General features: G+C 71.1%; 22 protein-coding genes, 1 tRNA gene and 2 pseudogenes. 19 read left to right on the forward strand and 6 right to left on the reverse strand.

Features of this window, described 5'->3' with window-relative positions:
• The first annotated feature begins 107 nt into the window (after positions 1 to 107).
• The 3 genes from ACWCP0_RS25235 (at position 108) to ACWCP0_RS25245 (ending at position 3198) form a co-directional block, all read left to right on the forward strand.
• Complete coding sequence (locus ACWCP0_RS25235) at positions 108 to 869, forward strand: class I SAM-dependent methyltransferase (protein WP_451081062.1); 762 nt, start codon at positions 108 to 110, stop codon at positions 867 to 869.
• A 45-nt stretch (positions 870 to 914) separates the two neighbouring features.
• The gene (locus tag ACWCP0_RS25240; protein ID WP_451081063.1) at positions 915 to 1496 is read left to right on the forward strand and encodes an HhH-GPD-type base excision DNA repair protein; all 582 of its coding nucleotides are present in this window, start codon (positions 915 to 917) and stop codon (positions 1494 to 1496) included.
• A 160-nt stretch (positions 1497 to 1656) separates the two neighbouring features.
• Positions 1657 to 3198 carry a M28 family metallopeptidase gene (locus ACWCP0_RS25245; RefSeq protein ID WP_451081098.1) on the forward strand — a complete coding sequence of 514 codons (1542 nt, stop codon included), beginning with the start codon at positions 1657 to 1659 and terminating at the stop codon, positions 3196 to 3198.
• A 186-nt stretch (positions 3199 to 3384) separates the two neighbouring features.
• Here ACWCP0_RS25245 and ACWCP0_RS25250 read toward each other — a convergent pair.
• A pseudogene (locus tag ACWCP0_RS25250) lies at positions 3385 to 3867 on the reverse strand (helicase HerA-like domain-containing protein); the annotation flags it as partial.
• 239 nt (positions 3868 to 4106) lie between these two features.
• Here ACWCP0_RS25250 and ACWCP0_RS25255 point away from each other — a divergent pair.
• Positions 4107 to 4403, forward strand: a complete 297-nt coding sequence (locus tag ACWCP0_RS25255; protein WP_003999914.1) for a type II toxin-antitoxin system VapB family antitoxin — start codon at positions 4107 to 4109, stop codon at positions 4401 to 4403.
• Positions 4404 to 4610: 207 nt separating this feature from the next.
• Positions 4611 to 5231 (forward strand): LytR C-terminal domain-containing protein, encoded by a 621-nt coding sequence (locus ACWCP0_RS25260; protein ID WP_451081064.1) that lies wholly within the window; start codon positions 4611 to 4613, stop codon positions 5229 to 5231.
• A 133-nt stretch (positions 5232 to 5364) separates the two neighbouring features.
• Here the strand turns inward: ACWCP0_RS25260 and upp are convergent, their stop codons facing one another.
• Positions 5365 to 6000 (reverse strand): uracil phosphoribosyltransferase, encoded by a 636-nt coding sequence (upp, locus tag ACWCP0_RS25265; RefSeq protein WP_351231118.1) that lies wholly within the window; start codon positions 5998 to 6000, stop codon positions 5365 to 5367.
• A gap of 99 nt (positions 6001 to 6099) precedes the next feature.
• Here upp and ACWCP0_RS25270 point away from each other — a divergent pair, with 99 nt between their 5' ends.
• The 9 genes from ACWCP0_RS25270 (at position 6100) to ACWCP0_RS25310 (ending at position 11785) form a co-directional block, all read left to right on the forward strand.
• The gene (locus ACWCP0_RS25270) at positions 6100 to 6327 is read left to right on the forward strand and encodes a hypothetical protein (RefSeq protein WP_451081099.1); all 228 of its coding nucleotides are present in this window, start codon (positions 6100 to 6102) and stop codon (positions 6325 to 6327) included.
• Between the two features lie 157 nt (positions 6328 to 6484).
• Positions 6485 to 7027: a tRNA adenosine deaminase-associated protein gene (locus tag ACWCP0_RS25275; RefSeq protein WP_451081065.1), complete on the forward strand. Its 543-nt coding sequence runs from the start codon at positions 6485 to 6487 to the stop codon at positions 7025 to 7027.
• Positions 7028 to 7074: 47 nt separating this feature from the next.
• The gene (gene tadA / locus ACWCP0_RS25280) at positions 7075 to 7503 is read left to right on the forward strand and encodes a tRNA adenosine(34) deaminase TadA (RefSeq protein WP_451081066.1); all 429 of its coding nucleotides are present in this window, start codon (positions 7075 to 7077) and stop codon (positions 7501 to 7503) included.
• A 48-nt stretch (positions 7504 to 7551) separates the two neighbouring features.
• Positions 7552 to 7636: transfer RNA gene (locus ACWCP0_RS25285), tRNA-Ser, on the forward strand.
• 384 nt (positions 7637 to 8020) lie between these two features.
• Positions 8021 to 8185, forward strand: a complete 165-nt coding sequence (locus ACWCP0_RS25290) for a hypothetical protein (protein WP_451081067.1) — start codon at positions 8021 to 8023, stop codon at positions 8183 to 8185.
• Positions 8186 to 8205: 20 nt separating this feature from the next.
• Positions 8206 to 8499, forward strand: coding sequence for a Dabb family protein (locus tag ACWCP0_RS25295; protein WP_451081068.1), 294 nt, complete (start codon positions 8206 to 8208; stop codon positions 8497 to 8499).
• Between the two features lie 200 nt (positions 8500 to 8699).
• Positions 8700 to 9533 (forward strand): RNA polymerase sigma factor SigF, encoded by an 834-nt coding sequence (locus ACWCP0_RS25300; RefSeq protein WP_351231108.1) that lies wholly within the window; start codon positions 8700 to 8702, stop codon positions 9531 to 9533.
• Positions 9534 to 9767: 234 nt separating this feature from the next.
• Entirely contained in the window at positions 9768 to 10664 is an 897-nt protein-coding gene (locus ACWCP0_RS25305; protein ID WP_451081069.1) for an RNA polymerase sigma factor SigF, read from the forward strand.
• Between the two features lie 347 nt (positions 10665 to 11011).
• The gene (locus ACWCP0_RS25310; RefSeq protein ID WP_451081070.1) at positions 11012 to 11785 is read left to right on the forward strand and encodes a hypothetical protein; all 774 of its coding nucleotides are present in this window, start codon (positions 11012 to 11014) and stop codon (positions 11783 to 11785) included.
• 56 nt (positions 11786 to 11841) lie between these two features.
• Here the strand turns inward: ACWCP0_RS25310 and ACWCP0_RS25315 are convergent, their stop codons facing one another.
• The gene (locus tag ACWCP0_RS25315; RefSeq protein ID WP_351231102.1) at positions 11842 to 12060 is read right to left on the reverse strand and encodes a hypothetical protein; all 219 of its coding nucleotides are present in this window, start codon (positions 12058 to 12060) and stop codon (positions 11842 to 11844) included.
• A 201-nt stretch (positions 12061 to 12261) separates the two neighbouring features.
• Between ACWCP0_RS25315 and ACWCP0_RS25320 the strand changes: the two genes are divergently transcribed.
• From ACWCP0_RS25320 to ACWCP0_RS25335, 4 genes are all read left to right on the forward strand, one after another.
• On the forward strand, positions 12262 to 12711 hold the full coding sequence (locus tag ACWCP0_RS25320) for a MarR family winged helix-turn-helix transcriptional regulator (protein WP_451081071.1): 450 nt from the start codon (positions 12262 to 12264) through the stop codon (positions 12709 to 12711).
• Between the two features lie 15 nt (positions 12712 to 12726).
• Positions 12727 to 15126 carry an MFS transporter gene (locus ACWCP0_RS25325; RefSeq protein ID WP_451081072.1) on the forward strand — a complete coding sequence of 800 codons (2400 nt, stop codon included), beginning with the start codon at positions 12727 to 12729 and terminating at the stop codon, positions 15124 to 15126.
• 98 nt (positions 15127 to 15224) lie between these two features.
• Complete coding sequence (locus ACWCP0_RS25330) at positions 15225 to 16037, forward strand: YceI family protein (protein ID WP_451081073.1); 813 nt, start codon at positions 15225 to 15227, stop codon at positions 16035 to 16037.
• Positions 16038 to 16046: 9 nt separating this feature from the next.
• A complete protein-coding gene (locus ACWCP0_RS25335) occupies positions 16047 to 16517 on the forward strand; it encodes a PPOX class F420-dependent oxidoreductase (RefSeq protein ID WP_451081074.1) in 471 nt (156 codons plus the stop codon).
• Positions 16518 to 16538: 21 nt separating this feature from the next.
• On the opposite strand, the gene ACWCP0_RS25340 is transcribed toward ACWCP0_RS25335, so the two are convergent.
• From ACWCP0_RS25340 to ACWCP0_RS25350, 3 genes and pseudogenes are all read right to left on the reverse strand, one after another.
• Positions 16539 to 17306 (reverse strand): TetR/AcrR family transcriptional regulator, encoded by a 768-nt coding sequence (locus ACWCP0_RS25340; RefSeq protein ID WP_451081075.1) that lies wholly within the window; start codon positions 17304 to 17306, stop codon positions 16539 to 16541.
• Positions 17307 to 17353: 47 nt separating this feature from the next.
• A pseudogene (locus ACWCP0_RS25345) lies at positions 17354 to 17956 on the reverse strand (MFS transporter); the annotation flags it as partial.
• Positions 17957 to 18027: 71 nt separating this feature from the next.
• Positions 18028 to 20073, reverse strand: a complete 2046-nt coding sequence (locus ACWCP0_RS25350) for an ArnT family glycosyltransferase (RefSeq protein ID WP_451081100.1) — start codon at positions 20071 to 20073, stop codon at positions 18028 to 18030.
• Between ACWCP0_RS25350 and ACWCP0_RS25355 the strand changes: the two genes are divergently transcribed.
• The gene (locus ACWCP0_RS25355) at positions 20006 to 20563 is read left to right on the forward strand and encodes a hypothetical protein (protein WP_451081102.1); all 558 of its coding nucleotides are present in this window, start codon (positions 20006 to 20008) and stop codon (positions 20561 to 20563) included. The two genes, ACWCP0_RS25350 and ACWCP0_RS25355, sit on opposite strands and share 68 nt — an antisense overlap.
• Positions 20564 to 20566 lie beyond the last annotated feature (3 nt).

Genomic DNA, 20566 nt, shown 5'->3' on the forward strand with positions numbered 1-20566 from the left:
ACACCCGGTGGGGGGAACGCAGGGGAACGCGGAGAACCCGGAGAACCCGGAGAACCCCCCACCGGAAATGTGTGGCGGACGGTTCGGCCGGGCGCGACCATCGGAGCATGACCCGCACGTTCGACCACCTCGTCGCAGAGGCCGACTCCGTGTCCGTGGCCGGCTGGGACTTCTCGTGGCTCGACGGCAGGGCCACCGAGCAGCGCCCGTCCTGGGGCTACCAGCGTCTGATGAGCGAGCGGCTGGCGCGGGCGTCCGCCGCCCTCGACATCCAGACGGGCGGCGGGGAGGTCCTCGCCGGAGCGCCGGAACTGCCGCCGCTCATGGTGGCCACCGAGTCCTGGCCACCGAACGTCGCCAGGGCCACCCGGCTGCTCCACCCGCTGGGCGTGGCCGTCGTCGTCGACACCGACGAGCCGCCGCTCCCCTTCGGCGACGGGGCCTTCGACCTGGTCGTCAGCCGCCACCCGGTGACCGTGTGGTGGGACGAGATCGCCCGCGTGCTGCGGACGGGCGGCACGTATCTCTCCCAGCAGGTCGGCCCCGCCAGCGTCTTCGAACTGGTGGAGTACTTCCTGGGACCGCAGCCGGAGGAGGTACGCCGCGGCCGTCACCCGGACGACGCACGGGCGGCCGCCGAGGCGGCGGGCCTGGAAATCACCGACCTGCGGTCGGAGTCGCTGCGCACCGAGTTCTTCGACATCGGCGCGGTGATCTACTTCCTGCGGAAAGTGGTCTGGATGGTCCCGGGCTTCACCGTCGCCCAGTACCGCGACCGCCTCCGGGAGCTCCACGACCGGATCGAGGCCGAGGGCCCGTTCGTCGCCCACACGGCACGCTTCCTGATCGAGGCCCGCAAGCCCGGCTGACCTACGGGACGTGCGTGGCGCCCGCGGCCGAGTCATCATCGGGGCATGAGCCCCACTATTCATCTCGCCCAGCAGCCCGAAGCCGACGAACTCCTCGGACGCAGCCCGCTCGCCGCCCTGACCGGCATGCTGCTGGACCAACAGGTCCCCATGGAATGGGCCTTCTCCGGCCCGTACACGATCGCCCGGCGCCTGGGCACCGACGATCTGGACGCCCACGAGATCGCCGCCCACGACCCGGAGGCCTTCGTCGCGCTGCTGTCCGAGAAGCCGGCCGTGCACCGCTACCCGGGGTCCATGGCGAAGCGGATCCAGCAGCTGTGCCAGTACCTCGTGGACGAGTACGACGGCGATGCGACGGCCCTGTGGCGGGACGCGAAGACGGGCAAGGAGCTGCTCGCGCGGCTGAACGCGCTGCCCGGATTCGGCAAGCAGAAGTCGCAGATCTTCCTGGCCCTGCTGGGCAAGCAGTTCGGTGTCACGCCCGAGGGCTGGCGGGAGGCGGCGGGACCGTACGGCGAGGCGGGCTCGTACCGTTCGGCGGCCGACATCACGGGCCCCGAGTCGCTGGCCAAGGTGCGTGCGCACAAGCAGGAGATGAAGCGGGCGGCAAAGGCTGCGAAATGACCTACGTCTACGCCCGAAGACGTACAACTTGATGTCAATCCGGCTAAATATCACGTGAGTTGCGGCACAACTGTTCACAGAGCTCTCAGAGATCGCTAACTTCCCCTCAACCTCGTTCGCACCGGGAAGGACCTCTGTGACCGCAACCCATCGCAGAGCCGTGGCCACCCTGGCCGCAGCCGCACTCGCGACTCCGCTCCTGCTGGCATCCGCCTCCCCCGCAACCGCCCACCGGCACGACCCTGCCAAGGAAGCGGCGAAGGAAGCGGCCAAGCTCTCCAAGAAGCTGGTTCGCGAGTCGTCCGCCAAGGACGCCTTCAAGCACCTGCAGAAGTTCCAGCAGATAGCCGACAGCGCGGGAGGCAACCGCGCCGCCGGCACGCTCGGCCACGACGCGTCCGCCGCGTACGTGTACCAGCTGATGAAGAAGGCCGGGTACAACGTCTCGTACCAGGACTTCGAGTTCTTCTACACCGAGACCAAGGCCGAGAGGCTGTCGGTGGTCTCGCCCGCGCCGCGCGACGTCGCGATATCGGCGATGACGTACACCAAGTCGACGCCCGTCGGCGGTGTGAAGGCGGACCTGGTCGCCGCGCCCGTCGACGCCGACGGCACCACCGGCTGTGAGCCCGGCGACTTCGCCTCCGGGGCGTTCACCGGCAAGATCGCGCTGATCAAGCGCGGCGGCTGCACCTTCGCCGTCAAGCAGGAGAACGCGGCGGCCGCGGGCGCGCTCGGCGCCGTCATCTACAACAACACCGAGGGCGTGCTCTCCGGCACCCTCGGCGGCCCGGAGGCCGGCAAGATCCCGACCGGCGGCATCACGCTGGCCGAGGGCGAGAAGCTCGCCGCGGACCTCGCGCAGGGGCCGGTGAGCATCGACTTCGAGATCCGCCAGCTCCAGGAGAAGCGGACCACCCGCAACGTCATCGCGGAGACCAAGCACGGCAATGCCGCCAACACGGTGATGCTCGGCTCCCACCTCGACTCCGTCGTTGCCGGCCCCGGCATCAACGACAACGGCTCCGGCTCCGCCGGTCTGCTCGAAGTCGCCCTGGAGCTCGCCGAGTCCCACAAGCGGCCCGCCAACAAGGTGCGCTTCGCCTGGTGGGGCGCGGAGGAGAACGGCCTGCTCGGTTCGGACCACTACGTCGCGAACCTCAGCGAGCTGGGCAAGAAGGAGATCAAGCTCTACCTCAACTTCGACATGATCGCGTCGCCGAACTACGGCCTGTTCGTGTACGACGGCGACGACTCGGACGGTGTCGGCGCGCCGGCGGGCCCGGCGGGCTCCGCTCAGCTCGAGCGCGACATCAACGAGTTCATGGACCAGGTGGGCGCGCCGCACGAGGGCACGGACTTCACCGGTCGGTCCGACTACGGCCCGTTCATCGAGGTCGGCATCCCGTCCGGCGGCACCTTCACCGGCGCGGAGGGCATCAAGACCGCCGCGCAGGCACAGAAGTTCGGCGGCACGGCCGGGGTCGCGTACGACGCGTGCTACCACGCCAAGTGCGACGACATCAAGAACATCAGCATGAAGGCGTTCGACGTCAACATCGACGTCATCGCCAACGCGGTCGGCACCTACGCCCAGGACCTGAGCTCGCTGCGCAAGCCGGTCACCACCGTCCCGACGGACGGCGACGAGGGCAGCGGCGGCGGTCTCCACGACGGCCACGGCCACGAGGTCACGGAGTAACCCCTCCGCCCTTTTGAGAGGCGGGCCCTCGGCCCCGGCACCGTCCAGCGGACCCGCGTGTCCGTCCTCGATCGCCGGACGGGCTCCTTGTGAGCCCTCCGGCGATCGAGGTGGAGGTCCTCCCCACGCCCGCCAGGGCGTGGGGAGGCGGTCCGAGGCGGAGCCCCGGTGAGGGCTGGGGGCGCCCTACGGGCGGCGGGCCGTGCCGAAGAGGGAGCGGGAGATCTCGCGGCCCAGTTGCGTGCCGACCGAGCGCGCGAGGGACTTGACGAGACCGCTGCCCATGACCTGCCCGACGACGGACTCGTCATGACGCGGAGCGCGGGCCCCGCGGGCCGACTCCTTCGCCGCCCCTTTCGCCGACTCCGCCTCCCGCGCCGCTCGCAGCGCCGCCTCCTCCGCAGCCTGCTGCTCGGCCGTCAGCCGCTCGTACGCCGACTCGCGGTCCACAGCCTGTGCATAGCGCGCGTACAGCACCGACGACTTCACCGCCCGGTCCATCGCCTCCGCAGCGATCGGCCCCATCAGCGACTGCGGCGCCCTCAGCCGGGTGACGGCCACCGGAGTCGGCGCACCCGTCTCGCCCAGGACGGTGACCACCGCCTCGCCGATGCCCAGCGAGGTGAGCACCTCCTCCAGGTCGTACGCCGAGTCCGGGAACGTCCGCACCGCCGGAGCAGCGCACCCAGGTCGAGCGCAGCCCCCGGGACGGCGTAACCGGCCGCGATCTCCCCGGCCTCGGCGGGAAGCGCCCCCGGATGGGGCGAACCGGCGGGCTGCGGGGCGGTCGGTGACAGCTCGGGCTCGCTCATGACAGGGCCCCTATTACGGGTTTGAGGGGTTTTGACCAGCATCGCACCGGCGCCGCCTGGCTGCGCCGACGGCCGCTTGCCCGGTAGGCTTTCCGTGTGATCTTCAAGCGCATCGGCAACGGCCGGCCGTATCCCGACCACGGCCGGGAAAGCACCCGGCAGTGGGCTGACGTCGCGCCGCGCCCGGTCCGCCTCGATCAGCTCGTGACCACCAAGGGCCAGCTGGACCTCGAGACCCTGCTCGCCGAGGACTCCACGTTCTACGGCGATCTGTTCGCGCACGTCGTGAAGTGGCAGGGCGATCTGTACCTCGAGGACGGGCTGCACCGCGCCGTGCGCGCGGCGCTCCAGCAGCGCCAGGTGCTGCACGCCCGCGTGCTGGAGCTGGACTGAGAGCCTGGCGTCGGCCCGCCCGGTCCCCCTCCAGACGGCTGACCCGGCTCCCCACCGGACAGACGGCCGGCCGACCCTCGCGGGCATCGCTCCCCTGCGCCCTCCGAAGCGTTTTCCGACCCGTACGGGCGGAGTTTCCGACCCATACGGGCTCAGTGCGATGATCGTTTAGTAGGCAGAGCCGCGCGACCGCACTACGCTGCGCCCATGAGCATGCTCACTCCCCCAGGCATGGGCGGAAAGTACCGCATTACGGGCAACGCGTATCCACGCATGCGCCGCCCTCGACGCCGTCGCAGGATCGTGCTCGCAGTCGTCGCCGCCGGGGCCGTCCTCGGCCTCGGCGGCTGGGGGACGCTGCAGCTCATCGATGTGTTCTCGGGCGGCGGGAAGAAGGCCACGGCGGGCACCGACGCGGCGTCCTGCAAACCCCAGGTGGCGGTCTCCGCCGCGCCCCTCCCGCCGAAACCGGCCCGGATCACGGTGAACGTCTACAACGCGACCCCGCGCAGCGGACTCGCCAAGGCCACCGCCGACGAGCTGCGCAAACGCGGGTTCGCCATCGGCAAGGTGGGCAACGCCCCGGTGGCGTACGACAAGAAGGTCCCCGGCACGGCGATACTGCTGGGCGCCGCCACGGCGAACGACGGATCGTTCCGGGTGCTCGCCACACAGCTCGCGGGCACCCAGCTCAGGACGGACGCCCGCAAGACCGCGGACGTCGACCTGATCCTGGGCACCGCCTTCAAGACGCTCACCGCCAAACCGGCGTCGGACAAGGCGCTGGCTGCCCTGGCCACCCCGCCGAAGCCGGCCACGACCTGCTGAGAGCGGCCCGTACGTGCAGGAGCGGCTGCTCACCGAGCAGCCGCTCCTGATCACTGGCACGGCCCGTCGGCCGCGCACTCCCGCGTACGGCGGCGCGCACGGCCGGCGCGGTGCCGGGCGCAATCGCGCGGGACTACTCCGCCGCGCCGTACATCCGGTCGCCCGCGTCGCCCAGGCCCGGGACAATGTAGCCCTGCTCGTTGAGCCGCTCGTCGACCGAGGCCGTGACGACCGTCACCGGCGTGCCCGCCAGGTCGCGCTCCATGACCTCGACGCCCTCGGGCGCCGCCAGCAGCACGACCGCGGTCACGTCGTCGGCACCGCGCTTGATCAGCTCCTGGATCGCCGCCACGAGCGTGCCGCCGGTGGCCAGCATCGGGTCCAGGACGTACACCTGGCGGCCGGAGAGGTCCTCGGGCATGCGCGTCGCGTACGTCGACGCCTGGAGGGTCTCCTCGTTGCGGATCATCCCGAGGAAGCCCACCTCGGCGGTCGGCAGCAGCCGCACCATGCCGTCGAGCATGCCGAGCCCGGCCCGCAGGATCGGCACCACCAGGGGGCGCGGGCGGGAGAGCTTGACGCCCGTGGTCCGCGCGACCGGGGTCTGGATGTCGATCTGCTCGGTGCGCACGTCCCGCGTGGCCTCGTACGCGAGCAGGGTCACCAGCTCGTCGGCGAGCCGCCGGAAGGTGGGGGAGTCGGTGCGCTGGTCGCGCAGGGTGGTGAGCTTGTGCGCCACCAGAGGGTGGTCGACAACGTGGATCCGCATGGGCCCAACAGTAGCCGGGAGCCGCCACCCCCTGGCATCAATGGGCGCTTCGGAGGGAAGGTGGGACGTACCCCTTCCAGCACCGAGGTGGTGTGGCCGATGCCGGACCGGGAACATCAGGACCCGCGGGATCCGCCGGACCCGCGGGCATGGACGGAACAGGAGCAGGAACGAGAGCAGGACGCCGACGCCGAGCGACGTCGGCGGCGCGCCCAATTCCTGCGCGAGCTGAACGAGGCCAAGGCGCTGCGTGACCGCGTCCAGCCGCGGCGGGCTCGGGCGGCCAGGATGCGCCAAGCCATGCGGATGCGAGCCTTCCGCTGGTGAGCCCGAGTGCACGCCTGTGCGAGCACTTGACTGAACGCGTGCACGACGCAACGCCGGAAGACCTCTCGCAAGGCCGTTGTTTCTGTCACGATTCCGAAAGGGCGGGGCACCAAGCGCACCGCCGGTCGTCACAACTCTGATCAGTGGGAGAGTCACGGTGTACTTCGCCGCACTGCTCGCGCGCACCGAAGACGGGTGGGAAGCGAGCGACACAGAGCTCGACGATGTGGAGACCTTGTCGGACCTGACCGACTTGGCCCACGAAGCCTCGGTGGACGAGGACACGGTGCTCGTCTTCATCGAGCAGGAGGACGCGTGGTTCGCCCTCGTCCGCGTGGAAGGCGAGGACGACCCTCGTGTCTACGTCTCGGACGCGGCCGCGGCCGCCCGCTCCTCGTACGGGGAGATCCTCACCAACGAACTGCTGGGCGGTGACCAGGACGACGACGACGCCGACCTGGACTCCCTGGACCTCGACGGTACGGAGGACGGCGAGCCCGCCGTCGTGGACGACGAGGAGGAGGAAGAGGAGGAGACGTCGGTCTCGGCGGAGTTCGTCCCGGCCGGGCCGGCCGGCGACCGCGAGATCCTCGCGGACCTGGGCATGTCCGAGAAGGAGCTGCTGGCCCTCGGCACGGAGGCGCTCGGTGAGATCGCCGACGCGCTGGGCGCCGCCGAGGTGCTGGAGACCGTCCGCTAGTGACCGAGGCGGCCGGGGACCCCGTACGTGCTCCGTGGGAGGCGCCCATGCGTCTCGCCCTCAAGGAGGCGGCGCGGGCGGCGCAGGCCGGTGACGTACCGGTCGGCGCCGTCGTCCTGGACGCGGGCGGGGCGGTCCTCGCCACGGGCCACAACGAACGCGAGCTGACCGGTGACCCGACCGCGCACGCGGAGGTGCTCGCGCTCCGGAGGGCCGCGTCCCGGCGCGGGGAGTGGCGGCTCACCGGCTGCACCCTCGTCGTGACGCTGGAGCCGTGCACGATGTGCGCGGGCGCGCTGGTGCTGTCCCGCGTGGACCGGGTGGTCTACGGCGCGCGGGACGAGAAGGCGGGTGCGGCCGGCTCGCTGTGGGATCTCGTACGGGACCGGCGGCTCAACCACCGCCCCGAAGTGATCCTCGGCGTGCTCGAGGCGGAGTGCTCGGAGCAACTGTCGGCGTTCTTCCGGGACCGCTGATCCCTATCGATTTCAGACCACGGCCCACCTTGGGCTAAGCTCTCTCCCGGTAGCGTGTCCGAGCGGCCGAAGGAGCTCGCCTCGAAAGCGAGTGTGGCGCAAGTCACCGAGGGTTCAAATCCCTCCGCTACCGCGCACAGAAGGGCCCCGGTGTTCGACACCGGGGCCCTTCCGCGTTGCGGTTGCCGTTCGCCCGCCTCTGCCGCCTTCCGAGGAGAGAAGGAGGGAGAGGAGGCTCGGGGGGAGCGGCATCGGGGGGACAAGCCGCTCCCCCCAGGGGAACCGTCCGCCCGGACCCGGGCCGCTCTCGGGGGAAGCACGCGGCCCGGGTCCCCGCAGTGGGGGCCGGTTCCTCACCCTTCGGATTCCTGCCGGATCCTCCGGGTTCATCTCCCATCCTGCGCCGGTGGGCACCGTTACCGGGCCGGGCAAAGGGCCCGGATCTCCGGGTCCTTGGTCCATAAAGGCTCAGTTAGACTCACGCGACTTCACAGGGGCCGCAGGGGAGGCAGGACCGATGGTGCAAACGAAGAAGATCGCCCTCTACATAGTCGTCGTCTTCGTCCTGTACACGATCATCAACTCCCCCGAGCGCGCGGCCGACCTGGTCGAGGTAGGGTTCGAGGGCATTTCGAGCGCCGCTCAAGGCGTCGGAGAGTTCATGACCGAGCTCGTCAACTAGCTCGACACGAGGAGCTTCCCTTGATCCGCCATCTGGTCCTGTTCAAGCTCAACGAGGGCGTCCGGCGCGAGGATCCCCGCGTCGTCGCCGGCGTGCGGGCGTTCCAGGAGCTCGGCGGGGTCGTCCCCGAACTGAAGTTCTGGGAGTGCGCCTGGAACATCACCGACCGGCCGATCGCCTACGACTTCGCGATCAACTCGGCGGTCGCGGACGAGGACGCCCTGAAGCGCTACATCGAGCACCCGGCCCATCAGGCGGCCACCGGTCAGTGGCGTGAGTTCGCCACGTGGGTGATCGCCGACTACGAGTTCTGAGCCGCCTGCCGCCCCCGGCTCCCCCTGGCCCCCCGCCGAATCGGTGGGGGGCCTTGTTACTGGTGCCCCAACTTGCCCTCAACACGGAGTTATACGGTGCTTGCACACAGTGGACATGTCTTGTGATGCTATGACCGCTTTTGACGGATGAGTTGACCGAGATCGATCCGCTGTTCGAACCGTGAAGGGGTGGCGTGACCGTGCCGGCCAGTACTGCGCCTCAAGTGCCACCCCAGAACGAGAGCGAGGTCCCGGCCGCCAGACCCCAGAGCCGGGGCGCGGACACCAGGGCGCTCACCCAGGTCCTGTTCGCCCAGCTGAAGGACCTGGAGCCGGGCACCACCGAGCACACACGGGTGCGTGCGGCGCTGATCGAGGCCAATCTGCCGCTCGTGCGGTACGCCGCCGCCCGCTTCCGCAGCCGCAACGAGCCGATGGAGGACGTGGTCCAGGTCGGCACGATCGGCCTGATCAACGCGATCGACCGGTTCGACCCCGACCGCGGGGTCCAGTTCCCCACCTTCGCGATGCCCACCGTCGTCGGCGAGATCAAGCGGTACTTCCGGGACAACGTACGGACCGTTCACGTGCCGCGCCGTCTGCACGAACTCTGGGTGCAGGTCAACGGCGCGACCGAGGACCTGACCACGGCACACGGACGCTCCCCGACGACCGCCGAGATCGCCGAGCGGCTGAAGATCTCCGAGGACGAGGTCCTCGCCTGCATCGAGGCGGGACGGTCGTACCACGCCACCTCGCTGGAGGCCGCGCAGGAGGGCGACGGGCTGCCCGGACTGCTGGACCGGCTCGGTTACGAGGACCCGGCGCTGGCCGGGGTCGAGCACCGCGATCTCGTGCGCCATCTGCTCGTACAACTGCCCGAACGCGAGCAGCGGATCCTGCTTCTCCGGTACTACAGCAATCTGACGCAGTCCCAGATCAGCGCGGAACTGGGGGTTTCCCAGATGCATGTGTCAAGGCTCCTCGCCCGGAGCTTCGCGCGATTGAGATCCGCAAACAGGATCGAGGCGTAACCGAAACGGGTAGACCCCTTTCAGCCCATTCCGCAGCGCACAAAAGGCGCAGACCCCCTTTTTCCTGCGCTGATCTGACGCTCCGTTGTCGACATGTCACTACAGCGTGTTGCCGACATGTGACATTCTGCGGGAACCGCGTTTGCCGCGGCCCCACCTCCGGTATTCAGGTGGAGGCTGCGTTCCTCCGATGGTCGCGGCCCACGCGACCGTCCGCGACCTCCAGGGGGTGGCATGTCCGCAGAACAGGGCAGCTCAAAGGTGCTCACGCGCGAATCGAGCGCTCCCTCGCCCGACGTCCTTCCGGAGCCCGTGCCGCTGCCGGCCCCGGCGGCGCCGGCAGCCCCGGAAGCGTCGGCGGCCCCGGAAGCCATCGACACCCGCACACTCTCCCGCTCCCTCTTCCTGCGGCTGGCCGCTCTGGACCAGGACAGCCCGGAGCGTACGTACGTACGCGACACCCTCATCGAGCTCAATCTGCCGCTCGTGCGGTACGCGGCGGCGCGCTTCCGCAGCCGCAACGAGCCGATGGAGGACATCGTCCAGGTCGGCACGATCGGGCTGATCAAGGCGATCGACCGGTTCGACTGCGAACGGGGCGTGGAATTCCCGACGTTCGCGATGCCGACCGTCGTCGGCGAGATCAAGCGCTTCTTCCGCGACACGAGTTGGTCGGTGCGGGTACCGCGCCGGCTGCAGGAGCTGCGACTCGCCCTCACGAAGGCGAGCGACGAGCTGGCCCAGAAGCTCGACCGCTCCCCGACGGTGCCCGAACTCGCGGCGGTGCTCGGTGTGTCGGAGGAGGACGTCGTCGACGGCCTCGCCGTCGGCAACGCGTACACGGCCTCGTCCCTCGACTCCCCGTCCCCCGAGGACGACGGCGGCGAGGGCTCCCTGGCGGACCGTCTGGGCTACGAGGACAGCGCGCTGGAGGGCGTCGAGTACCGCGAGTCGCTCAAGCCGCTGCTGGCCAAACTCCCGCCGCGGGAGCGCCAGATCATCATGCTGCGCTTCTTCGCGAACATGACGCAGTCGCAGATCGGCGAGGAGGTCGGCATCTCCCAGATGCACGTCTCGCGCCTGCTGACCCGCACGCTGGCGCAGCTGCGCGAGGGCCTGATCGCGGACTGACGCGCCCACCGGGCATGTGCGCCGGGCCCCCGGTACCGCCGGGTGGGCCCGGGCACCCCGATACCTCCGGCGGGCCCGGGTGTCCGTGCTCAGACGGAGGACGGGCTCGAAGAGGAACCCGACCGCTCGGACAGCTCGGATCGAGCCCCCAGCGCCCGCCGGGGCGCAGGGGAACGGGCCCGGGGCGAGGTCCCCCCATCCAGCCACGTCGGTGGGTGAGGCGCGAGGTCCGGCGGCGGGGCCTGCTTCGGTACGGGGCGAGGACGGGGAAAAGGAAAGTACACCCGCCCCGCGCCGGTCTCCGCCGACGGCTTCCTTATTGACGAGCCGTCAGACAGACTGGCGCGATGCGACGTCGACAGGTCGGATACGGACTTGCGGGGGTCGCGCTCTGCCTCGGTGGGGTGCTCGCCGCCTGCGGAGGTGGCGGCGACGGCCGCGGTTATGTGGCCGTCGGGGCCGCGGGGGCCGGGCCCGAGGAGGGGCCGGCCGATGCGGTGGCGCCGTCGGGCGAGGTCGAGATGCATCCCCTGGACGGAACGACACCACCCGCGGGGACATCCTCTGCCGGTGGCCCGTCGGGCGCCGGCACCGACGCAGGTACGGGTACGGGAACAGGTACGGATACAGGAACGGGCGCGGGTACGGGCACGGCGGGACCGGGCACCGACGCGGGCACGCCCACGGCACCCGGGCGCACCGGGCCGCCCACCCCGCCGTCCACCGGCACGGGTGGCGCACCGGCACCGACCACCCCGGGGACGACCCCGCCGAACACCACCGCACCCGGCACCACGCCTCCGGCGACACCGCCCGGGCCCGCCGTGCTGAGCGTCGTGGACCTCGTGCGGGACATCACGGAGCGGCGCTGGTGCGAGGAAGTGACGCTGGAGTTCCGGAACACCGGGGGCTCGCCCGTGCGGTCCGGCAGCGTCACGTTCGAGACGCACATCATCGGCGCCCTCGGCATCGACTGGGCGACCGTCGAGTCGGCCCAGCCGCTGCCCACGCCGATCTCCGCGGGCGCGGCGAAGACCCGGACGTACACCGTGTGCGTCGAGTCCTGGCGTGTGCCGCTCGGCATGCACATCGAGACGCAGGACGTGCGCACCGAGTACTAGCCGAGTGCCGGGCGGCTGCGGAACGTGCCGCGTACCCGTGTACCGAAGAGGTGGTGTCAGCCGAGCGCGAGCCAGGCGACCGCGCCGAGGATCGCGATGACGGCGACGACGCCGAGGATCAGTCCGACCCGCGGACCGGCCGCCGGCGCGGGCGCGGCCGCGCGGCCGCCGTGCTGCTGCGCACCCTCGTCGACGAAGGCGCGGAACATCTGGGTGTTGCCCGCGGGGTCGTAATTGCCCTCGGGACCCTGGGGGGCTTGGGGGTTGTGTGCCATGGGGCAGGACCCTAGCGAACCCGGGTGACCTCCCCCAACCCCCGGCCCACCGCCCTCGCGACATACCCCCAACATGTCCGCACCATGACCTCGCACATGCAAAGCCTTTTGGGTTCCTTTACTCCCTGAGGCCCGTTTTCGTTTGCCTTCAGCAACCAACATTTCTATGGTTGCCCTAAGCAACAAGATCTGGGGGGACCCATGGCCGATCGGAGCCAGTACGAAGAGCTGGCCCGGCACATCAGCGGAATGGGCGCCGTCAAACGCGGCATCGGACGTCTGCTCCCGGTCGAGTGCCCCGCCGGATCCGCCGCCGTGCTCTGGCTCCTCGACCGGTACGGAGAGATGCGGATGAGCCGGCTCGCCGAGCTGCTCGCCGTCGACATGTCCGTCACCAGCCGGCACGTGGCGCACGTCGCGGACCGCGGCTGGATCGAGCGCTCGCCCGACCCGGGCGACCGCCGCTCCCGCATCCTGCGGCTCACCCCCGCGGGCGAGGAGATGCTCGACGACCTCGGCCGGCGCGCCGCGGACATGCTCGCCCATCACCTCAAGGACTGGTCCGACGACGACGTCGGACGGCTGAATGCGCTGCTGGCCCGCCTCCGCACCTCGTTCGGGGACTGCCGGACCGCCCACACGCACACGTAACAGACAAGGAAGTACATGGCTACGACCACACCGACCGGTGTGCGGGGCGGCCACGCCAGGACGCGTGACGACAACGGCGCCCCGATGACACACCGGCAGATCATGGAGGCGCTGTCCGGGCTGCTGCTCGGCATGTTCGTCGCCATCCTGTCCTCGACGATCGTCTCCAACGCCCTGCCGGAGATCATCACCGACCTCGACGGCGGCCAGTCGGCCTACACCTGGGTGGTCACGGCGGCCCTGCTGTCGATGACCGCGACCACGCCGCTGTGGGGAAAGCTCGCCGACCTCTTCTCCAAGAAGCTGCTCGTCCAGATAGCCCTGCTCATCTATGTGGCGGGCTCGGTCGTCGCCGGCCTCTCCCAGAACACCGGCATGCTGATCGCCTGCCGCGTCGTCCAGGGCATCGGCGTCGGCGGTCTCACCGCCCTCGCGCAGGTCATCATGGCCGCGATGATCGCGCCGCGGGAGCGCGGCCGGTACAGCGGCTACCTCGGCGCGACGTTCGCCGTCGCAACAGTCGGCGGTCCGCTGCTCGGCGGGGTCATCACCGACACCGAATGGCTGGGCTGGCGCTGGTGCTTCTACGTCGGCGTACCGTTCGCGCTCCTCGCGCTCCTCGTGCTCCAGAAGACCCTGAAGCTCCCGGTCGTCGTGAAGCGGCATGTGAAGGTCGACTGGGCGGGTGCGCTCTTCATCAGCGCCGCCGTCTCGCTGCTGCTGCTCTGGGTGACCTTCGGGGGCGACAAGTTCGCATGGCTGTCCTGGCAGACGTACGCCATGACCGGCGGCGCGGTCGCCCTCGGCGTGATCTTCCTGATCGTCGAGTCCAGGGCGAGCGAGCCGATCATCCCGCTGCGCCTCTTCCGCAACCGCACCATCACGCTCGCCTCGCTCGCGTCGCTCTTCGTCGGTGTCGCGATGTTCGCCGGCACGGTCTTCTTCAGCCAGTACTTCCAGCTGGCCCGCGGCGAGTCGCCGACGATGTCGGGCGTCTTGACCATCCCGATGATCGCCGGCCTCTTCGTCTCGTCGACGGCCAGCGGCCTGATCATCACCAAAACCGGCAGGTGGAAGGCGTGGCTGGTCAGCGGCGGTGTGCTGGTGACCGGTGGCCTCGGGCTGCTGGGCATGATCCGCTACGACACCGAGTACTGGCGCATCGCGGTCTTCATGGCCGTCATGGGCCTCGGCATCGGCATGATGATGCAGAACCTGGTGCTGGCCACCCAGAACCAGGTGGCCCCGCAGGACCTCGGCGCGGCCTCGTCCGTCGTGACCTTCTTCCGGTCCCTGGGCGGTGCGGTCGGCGTCTCGGCGCTCGGCGCCGTCCTCGCCACCCGCGTCACCCGCTACGTCGAGGAGGGCTTCGCCGCACTCGGTCCGCGCGGTGCGGCGCTGGGCCACGGCGGTACGGGCGGCGGAGGCATCCCCGACCTGGACACGCTGCCCGCCCCGGTCCGTACCGTCGTGGAGAGCGCGTACGGGCACGGTGTCGCCGATGTCTTCCTCTACGCGGCGCCGTTCGCCCTGCTGGCGTTCCTGGTGACGCTGTTCATCAAGGAGGTGGCGCTGAAGAGCGGTGTCACGGCGGCGGACGAGCCTGCGGCTGCGGTGACCGAGGCCACCGCCGTCACCGCGAACACCCCGGCCACCGCCGTGCGCGGCGTCGTGCGCGGCGCGGACGGCCTCCCCGTCGGGCAGGCCGCGGTCACCCTGATCTCGCTGGGCGGACGGCAGTTGGGCCGGTCCGTGGCCCAGGAGGACGGCTCGTACGCGCTGGACGCGCCGGAAGCCGGCTCGTACGTCCTGATCGCCTCCGCCGACGGCTTCCAGCCTCAGGCGTCCACCGTGGTCGTCGGGGACGGGCCGCTGGCGTACGACATCGCGCTCGCCGGCACGAGCGGGCTGGCGGGCGTCGTGATCGCCGCCGACGACCGTGCCCCGGTGGAGGGCGCCATGGTCATCGTCACCGATGTACGCGGCGACGTGCTGGCCAACGGCAAGTCCGCGGCGGACGGCGGCTTCGCCTTCGCCGAACTGGTCCCGGGCGCGGTGACCGTCGCCGTGACAGCGGCGGGCTTCCGGCCGCTGGCCCTCCCCGTGGCGATCGGCGGCCAGGGCGTGACCCGGATCGAGGCGGCCCTGCAGGCGGGTGCGGTGGTCCAGGGCACCGTACGGGCCGGGTCCGCACGGAGGCCGCTGACCGACGCACGGGTGACGCTGATCGACGCCGCGGGCAACGTCGTCGCCAACGCGACGACCGGCGAGGACGGGGCGTACGCCTTCGCCGACCTGGACGCGGGCGCGTACACGGTCATCGCGACCGGCTACCCGCCGGTGGCGGACGCGCTCACCGTGGCCGGACGCGGGATCGACGGCCACGACATCGAACTCGCCCACCCCGGCGAGTGACCCGACCCCCGGGCGCCGTTTCCAGCGGAGGCGCGCCCGGGGCCGGGGCGGCGGGCAGGGGACGGCCCGCCGCCCCGGCGACCCACCCAAGGAGAGACATGGGGCTTCGCGCACAGGTACGGACCCGGGACGGCTGGGCCGTCCGGCACGCGGTCGTGACCCTGACCGACGGTGCGGGCGCGCAGGTGCTGCGGGAGGAGGCGGACCCGGACGGCGCCGTGCGCACGGACACCACGCTGCCGCCCGGCCCGTACACGGCGATCGTGACGGCCGTCGGACACGCCCCGCACGCCTCCACCGCGCTCGTCACCGCGAGCGGCCGGGCCGACATCGGCACCGTGGTGCTCGACCGCGCGGGCGGGGCCGGACTGCCGACGCCGGGCATCTGGTCGCTGGACCCGGCGCACTCGTCGGTCGGCGCGGTCGCCCGGCATCTGGGGATCTCCAGCGTGCACGGCCGGTTCACGGACTTCGCCGGCCGGATCGAGGTCGCGGCGGACGTGTCCCGCTCGCGCGTGGACGCGGTGATCGAGGCCGCGTCCATCGACACGGGCAACGGCCTGCGGGACAAGCACCTCAGGTCACCGGACTTCCTGGACGTGGAGCGCTTCCCGCGGATCACGTACCGCGGCCACGGTCTGACGGCGGCCGGTCCGGACCGCTGGACGGTGCACGGCTCGCTCTCGATGCGTGGTGTCGAGCGGGACGTCGACCTGTCGCTGACGTATCTGGGGACGGGCAAAGACCCGTGGGGAGGGGTGCGGGCGGCCTTCCGAGCGACGGCGGAACTGCACCGCGAGGACTTCGCGATGACGTACAACCAGGTGGTGCAGGCGGGGGTCTCGGCCATCGGCACGACACTGAAGGTGGAGCTGGACGTCCAGGCGGTCCGGGGCGAGCCGCTGCCCTAGGGTGCGGGTATGGCACCGAACATCGCGAGCAACACATCTGTCGACCTGGAGCAGTTGCTGGAGTTCGTCCGGCCCCGCCACCGGGCGATCCTGCTGACGCGCCGCGCCGACGGCTCCCCGCAGGGGTCCCCGCTGACCTGCGGCGTCGACGACTCGGGCCGGATCGTCGTCTCGACCTACCCCGAGCGGGCGAAGACGCGGAACGCGCAGCGCGACGAGCGGGTGAGCATCATCGTGCTGAGCGACGACTGGGACGGGCCCTGGGTCCAGGTCGACGGCACGGCGGAGGTCATCGACACACCGGACTCGGTGGAACCGCTCGTCGAGTACTACCGCAACATCGCGGGGGAGCACCCGGACTGGGCGGAGTACCGCGAGGCGATGGTCAAGCAGGGCAAGTCCATCATCCGGATCACGCCTGTGCGATGGGGCCCCGTGGCGAAGGGCGGATTCCCGGCGCGGCTGGCTCCGCAGGGCTGAGCCGGCCCGCGCAGGCACCTGCTACGCCCGGGCCACCATCGTCTCGATGCCGGCGATCAGCAGCTCCAGACCGTGGTCGAAGTCGCGGTCGAGCATCTCCTCGACCGTGTCCCCGCCCCGCGCCTCCATCAGCTGCTCCGCTTCCTGGAACAGCTCCTCGACCCCCGGCATCGTTCGGGTCGCCCCCATGGAGTCCGCGTAGAAGGCGTCCATCGTCATCCCGGCGTCGGCACACCGCTTCCTGAACTGCCCCTCGACCGTGCCGTAGCCGTAGACGAACTGGAAGACGGCGGACATTCCCGCCGCCTGCCAGTTCAGAGGGAGCCCGGTGTTGCGGATGATCCTCTGCACGGTCCCCGAGAAGGCCAGCGAGTGCGGTCCGATGTTCAGATACGTGCCGATGAGCGAGGACACCCAGGGGTGGGCGATCAGCAACGCCCGGTACGCGGCGGCGAGTTCGCGGAGCTGGTCGCGCCACTCCGCGCGCTCCTGCACCCGGTCGGGCAGCCGCATCTCGCCGAAGACCGAGTCGAGTGCCAGTTCCAGCAGGTCGTCCTTGGTGTCGACGTACCAGTAGACGGACATCGCGGTCACGCCCATCTCCGCGGCGAGCCGGCGCATCGAGAACTTCGCCAGCCCCTCCACGTCGAGCAGCCGTACCGTCACCGCGGTGATCTTGTCCCGGTCGAGTCCGGACGGCTGTTCGGCCTTGCGGCCCCGGGAGGTCTTGCCCTCCAGCCACACGCTCGTCACCGCCGAGCGCTTCGTGCGGTCGGCTGCCGACACCATGACGTACCCTCCTCGGTCCTGCGTGGGCGGTCCGCCCGGTCCCGATGCTATTCCGCGACCTGCGGTGCGTCTCCCCGCTCGGCCCGCCGCAGCAGCACCGCGGCCAGCACACCCCCCGCCGGCACCGCCACCGCGCCGACCAGCCGGCTGGTCTGCAGGCTGTCGGCGAAGGCATCGGCGATCCGCGCCTTCTCCGCAGGGGTCGTCGCCGCGGCGAGCGCCGCCGGGAGCGAGGCCGCCGAGACGGCGACGAGCGAGGCGAACCTGGAGTTGAGCACGGCACCGAGGACGACGACGCCGAGCAGGGCGATGGCGGCGAGTCCGCCCGACACCAGCGCCATACCGGCCAGCATCGTGAACAAGGTCCCGAGCTTCGTCACGACCCTGGGGCCGAGACCGGAGACGTTCAGCACCACGACGGTGAGGGCGAACGGCGCCATGCGCAGCCCGGCCTCCAGCGGCTCGTATCCGAGCACGAACTGCAGATGCTGGGTGAGCAGGAAGATCGAGCCGCCCATGCCGAAGACGACGAGCAGCGCGCCCGCGACCGCACCGACGAACCGCTGGTTGCGGAAGAAGTGCATGCCCAGCATCGGGTGCGGGATGCGCAGCTCCCACAGCGCGAACGCACCGAGGACGAGCACCCCGACGGCGGTCCTTGTACGGTGTACGGGACGCGGTCCCGTACACCGTACAAGGAATACTCTTACGCCGTAGAGGACTATGTCTCGGCGGTCAGGTCGTAGAGGGTGGTGCCGCCCACGGTGACCTGCGTGAAGTTCTCCTCGACCCAGGTGGGGATCTCGCTGTTCCCGCCGGGCCCGCCGCCCTGGCCGCCGCCCTCGCCACCGCTCGCGACGAAGTAGTGGATCTTCCCCGCGGCGACGTACTGCTTGAACTGCGCGAGGGTCGGGGACGGGTCGCTGCCGTTGAAGCCGCCGATCGCCATGACCGGCCGTTCGGTGGCCAGTTGGTAACCGGCGGCGTTCTGGGAGCCGACGGCGGCGGCGACCCACGTGTAGTCAGCGGCGTTCCGCTCGAGCTTGGCCGCGACGGCGGAGCTGACGTTCGCGCCGTTGAGAAGGCCGCCCAAACCGCCGCCCGCGCCCGCGCCGCCGGGCCGTTCGCCCTGTGCGGCCTGGCCGGGCATCCGGCCCTGGCCCGACTGCTGCCCCTGACCCGCCTGGCCCTGGCCCATGCCGGGCATCTGCCCAGGGGGCTGACCCTGACCCCGGCCGCCGCCGGGCATCCGACCCGCCGCGCCTGGCGGCATCGTCCCCGCGCCACCACCTCCACGGCCATCGTCACCGCCGCCCGGACCGCCCCGCGTGCCCGCCGGGCCCGCCGTCACGATCGAGCCCTGATGCCCGGTGTTCACCGTGGACAGGGTGTACGCGACCGGCCCGGCGAGGGCCGCCGCCAGCCCGAGGCCCGCCGCGGCGAGGCCGAGCCGCCGCCCGAGCCGCCCCGCGAACAGCAGCCCGGCCGCCGCCACGAGGCCACCGACCAGAACCGCCGTGCCCAGCCAGGCCACGAAGTCCTCGGTACGGCCGAGCAGTACGTACGCCCAGACCGCCGTCACCGCCACGGTGCCGGCCAGCGCGGTACGGGCGGCGACGTGCGCCCGCTCCTCCCACAGCACCGTCGCGCCCATGCCGACGAGGGCGGCGATGTACGGGGCGAGCGCGACCGTGTAGTACTCGTGGAAGATCCCCGCCATGAAGCTGAACACCGCAAGGGTGCTCAGCAGCGAACCGCCCCACACCAGGAACGCCGCCCGGGCCGTGTCCGCCCTCCTGCCGCGCCAGGTGACGAGGATCCCCGCGACCACCAGGATCAGCGCGGCGGGCAGCAGCCACGAGATCTGGCCGCCGATGCTCTCGTTGAACATCCGACCGATGCCGGTCTCGCCCCAGCCGCCGCCCTGCCCGCCGCCGCCTCCGCCTCCGCCTCCGACACTCCCCGTCTCGTTGCCGTTGATCCGGCCGAGGCCGTTGTAGCCGAAGGTGAGCTCCAGGAAGCTGTTGGTCTGCGAGCCGCCGATGTACGGGCGTGAGGACGCCGGCCACAGCTCGACGACGGCCACCCACCAACCGCCTGACACGAGCAACGCCACTCCGGCCAGGGCGAGTTGGCCGAGTCGTCGGCGTACGGTCGTCGGCGCGCACACCAGGTACACCAGCGCCAGCGGCGGCAGGATCAGAAACGCCTGCAGGGTCTTCGTCAGGAACGCGAACCCGACCGCGACGCCCGCCCACACCAGCCACGTCGTCCGGGCGCCTTCGAGGGCGCGGAGCACGCAGTAGACGGTCACGGTCATCAGCAGCGCGAGCAGTGCGTCCGGGTTGTTGAACCGGAACATCAGAGCCGCGACCGGCGTGAGCGCCAGCACCACCCCTGCGATCAGTCCGGCGGCCGCGCTGAACCGCCTGCGCACGGCCGCGTACACGACACCGACCGTCGCGATGCCCATCAGCACCTCGGGTACGAGGATCTGCCACGACCCGAGCCCGAACAGCCGCACGGACAGCGCCATCGGCCACAGCGCGGCGGGCGGCTTGTCGACCGTGATGGAGTTCCCGGCGTCGGACGACCCGAAGAAGAAGGCCTTCCAGCTCTCGCCGCCTGCCTGAACGGCGGCGGAGTAGAAGGAGTTGGCGTAGCCGGACGCACTGAGGTCGTACAGGTACAGCACCCCGGTGAGCAGCAGCAGCGCGAGCAGCGCGGGCCGCACCCAGGCGGCGTCCTCGGGCCGCCCGCGCCACAGCCGGGCAGCACCCCGTGCGCGAGGCGGCGCGCCGGCCGGCGGTGGCGGTGCGGCGCCGGGTCCGGGCAGCGGCCATCCGGGCGTGGCGGCGGGCGCCGCTGCGGATCCCGAAACGCGCGCGGGTACCGAGACGCGCGCGGATGCCGAGACGGATGCGGATCCCGAGACGGATGCGGATCCCGAGACGGATGCGGATCCCGAGGCGGGTGCGGGTACCGAGGCGGGTGCGGGTACCGAGGCGGGTGCGGATCCCGAGGCGGGTGCGGGTACCGAGGCGGGTGCGGGTACCGAGGCGGGTGCGGGTACCGAGGCGGGTGCGGGTACCGAGACGGGTGCGGATCCCGAGACGGGTGCGGATCCCGAGACGGGTGCGGATCCCGAGACGGGTGCGGATCCCGAGACGGGTGCGGATCCCGAGACGGGTGCGGATCCCGAAACGGGTGCGGCCTCCGCATGGGCCGCGGCGGTGAACGGCTCGTACTGGCCGTGAGGC

It is taken from the genome of Streptomyces sp. NPDC001970 (genome assembly GCF_053594115.1).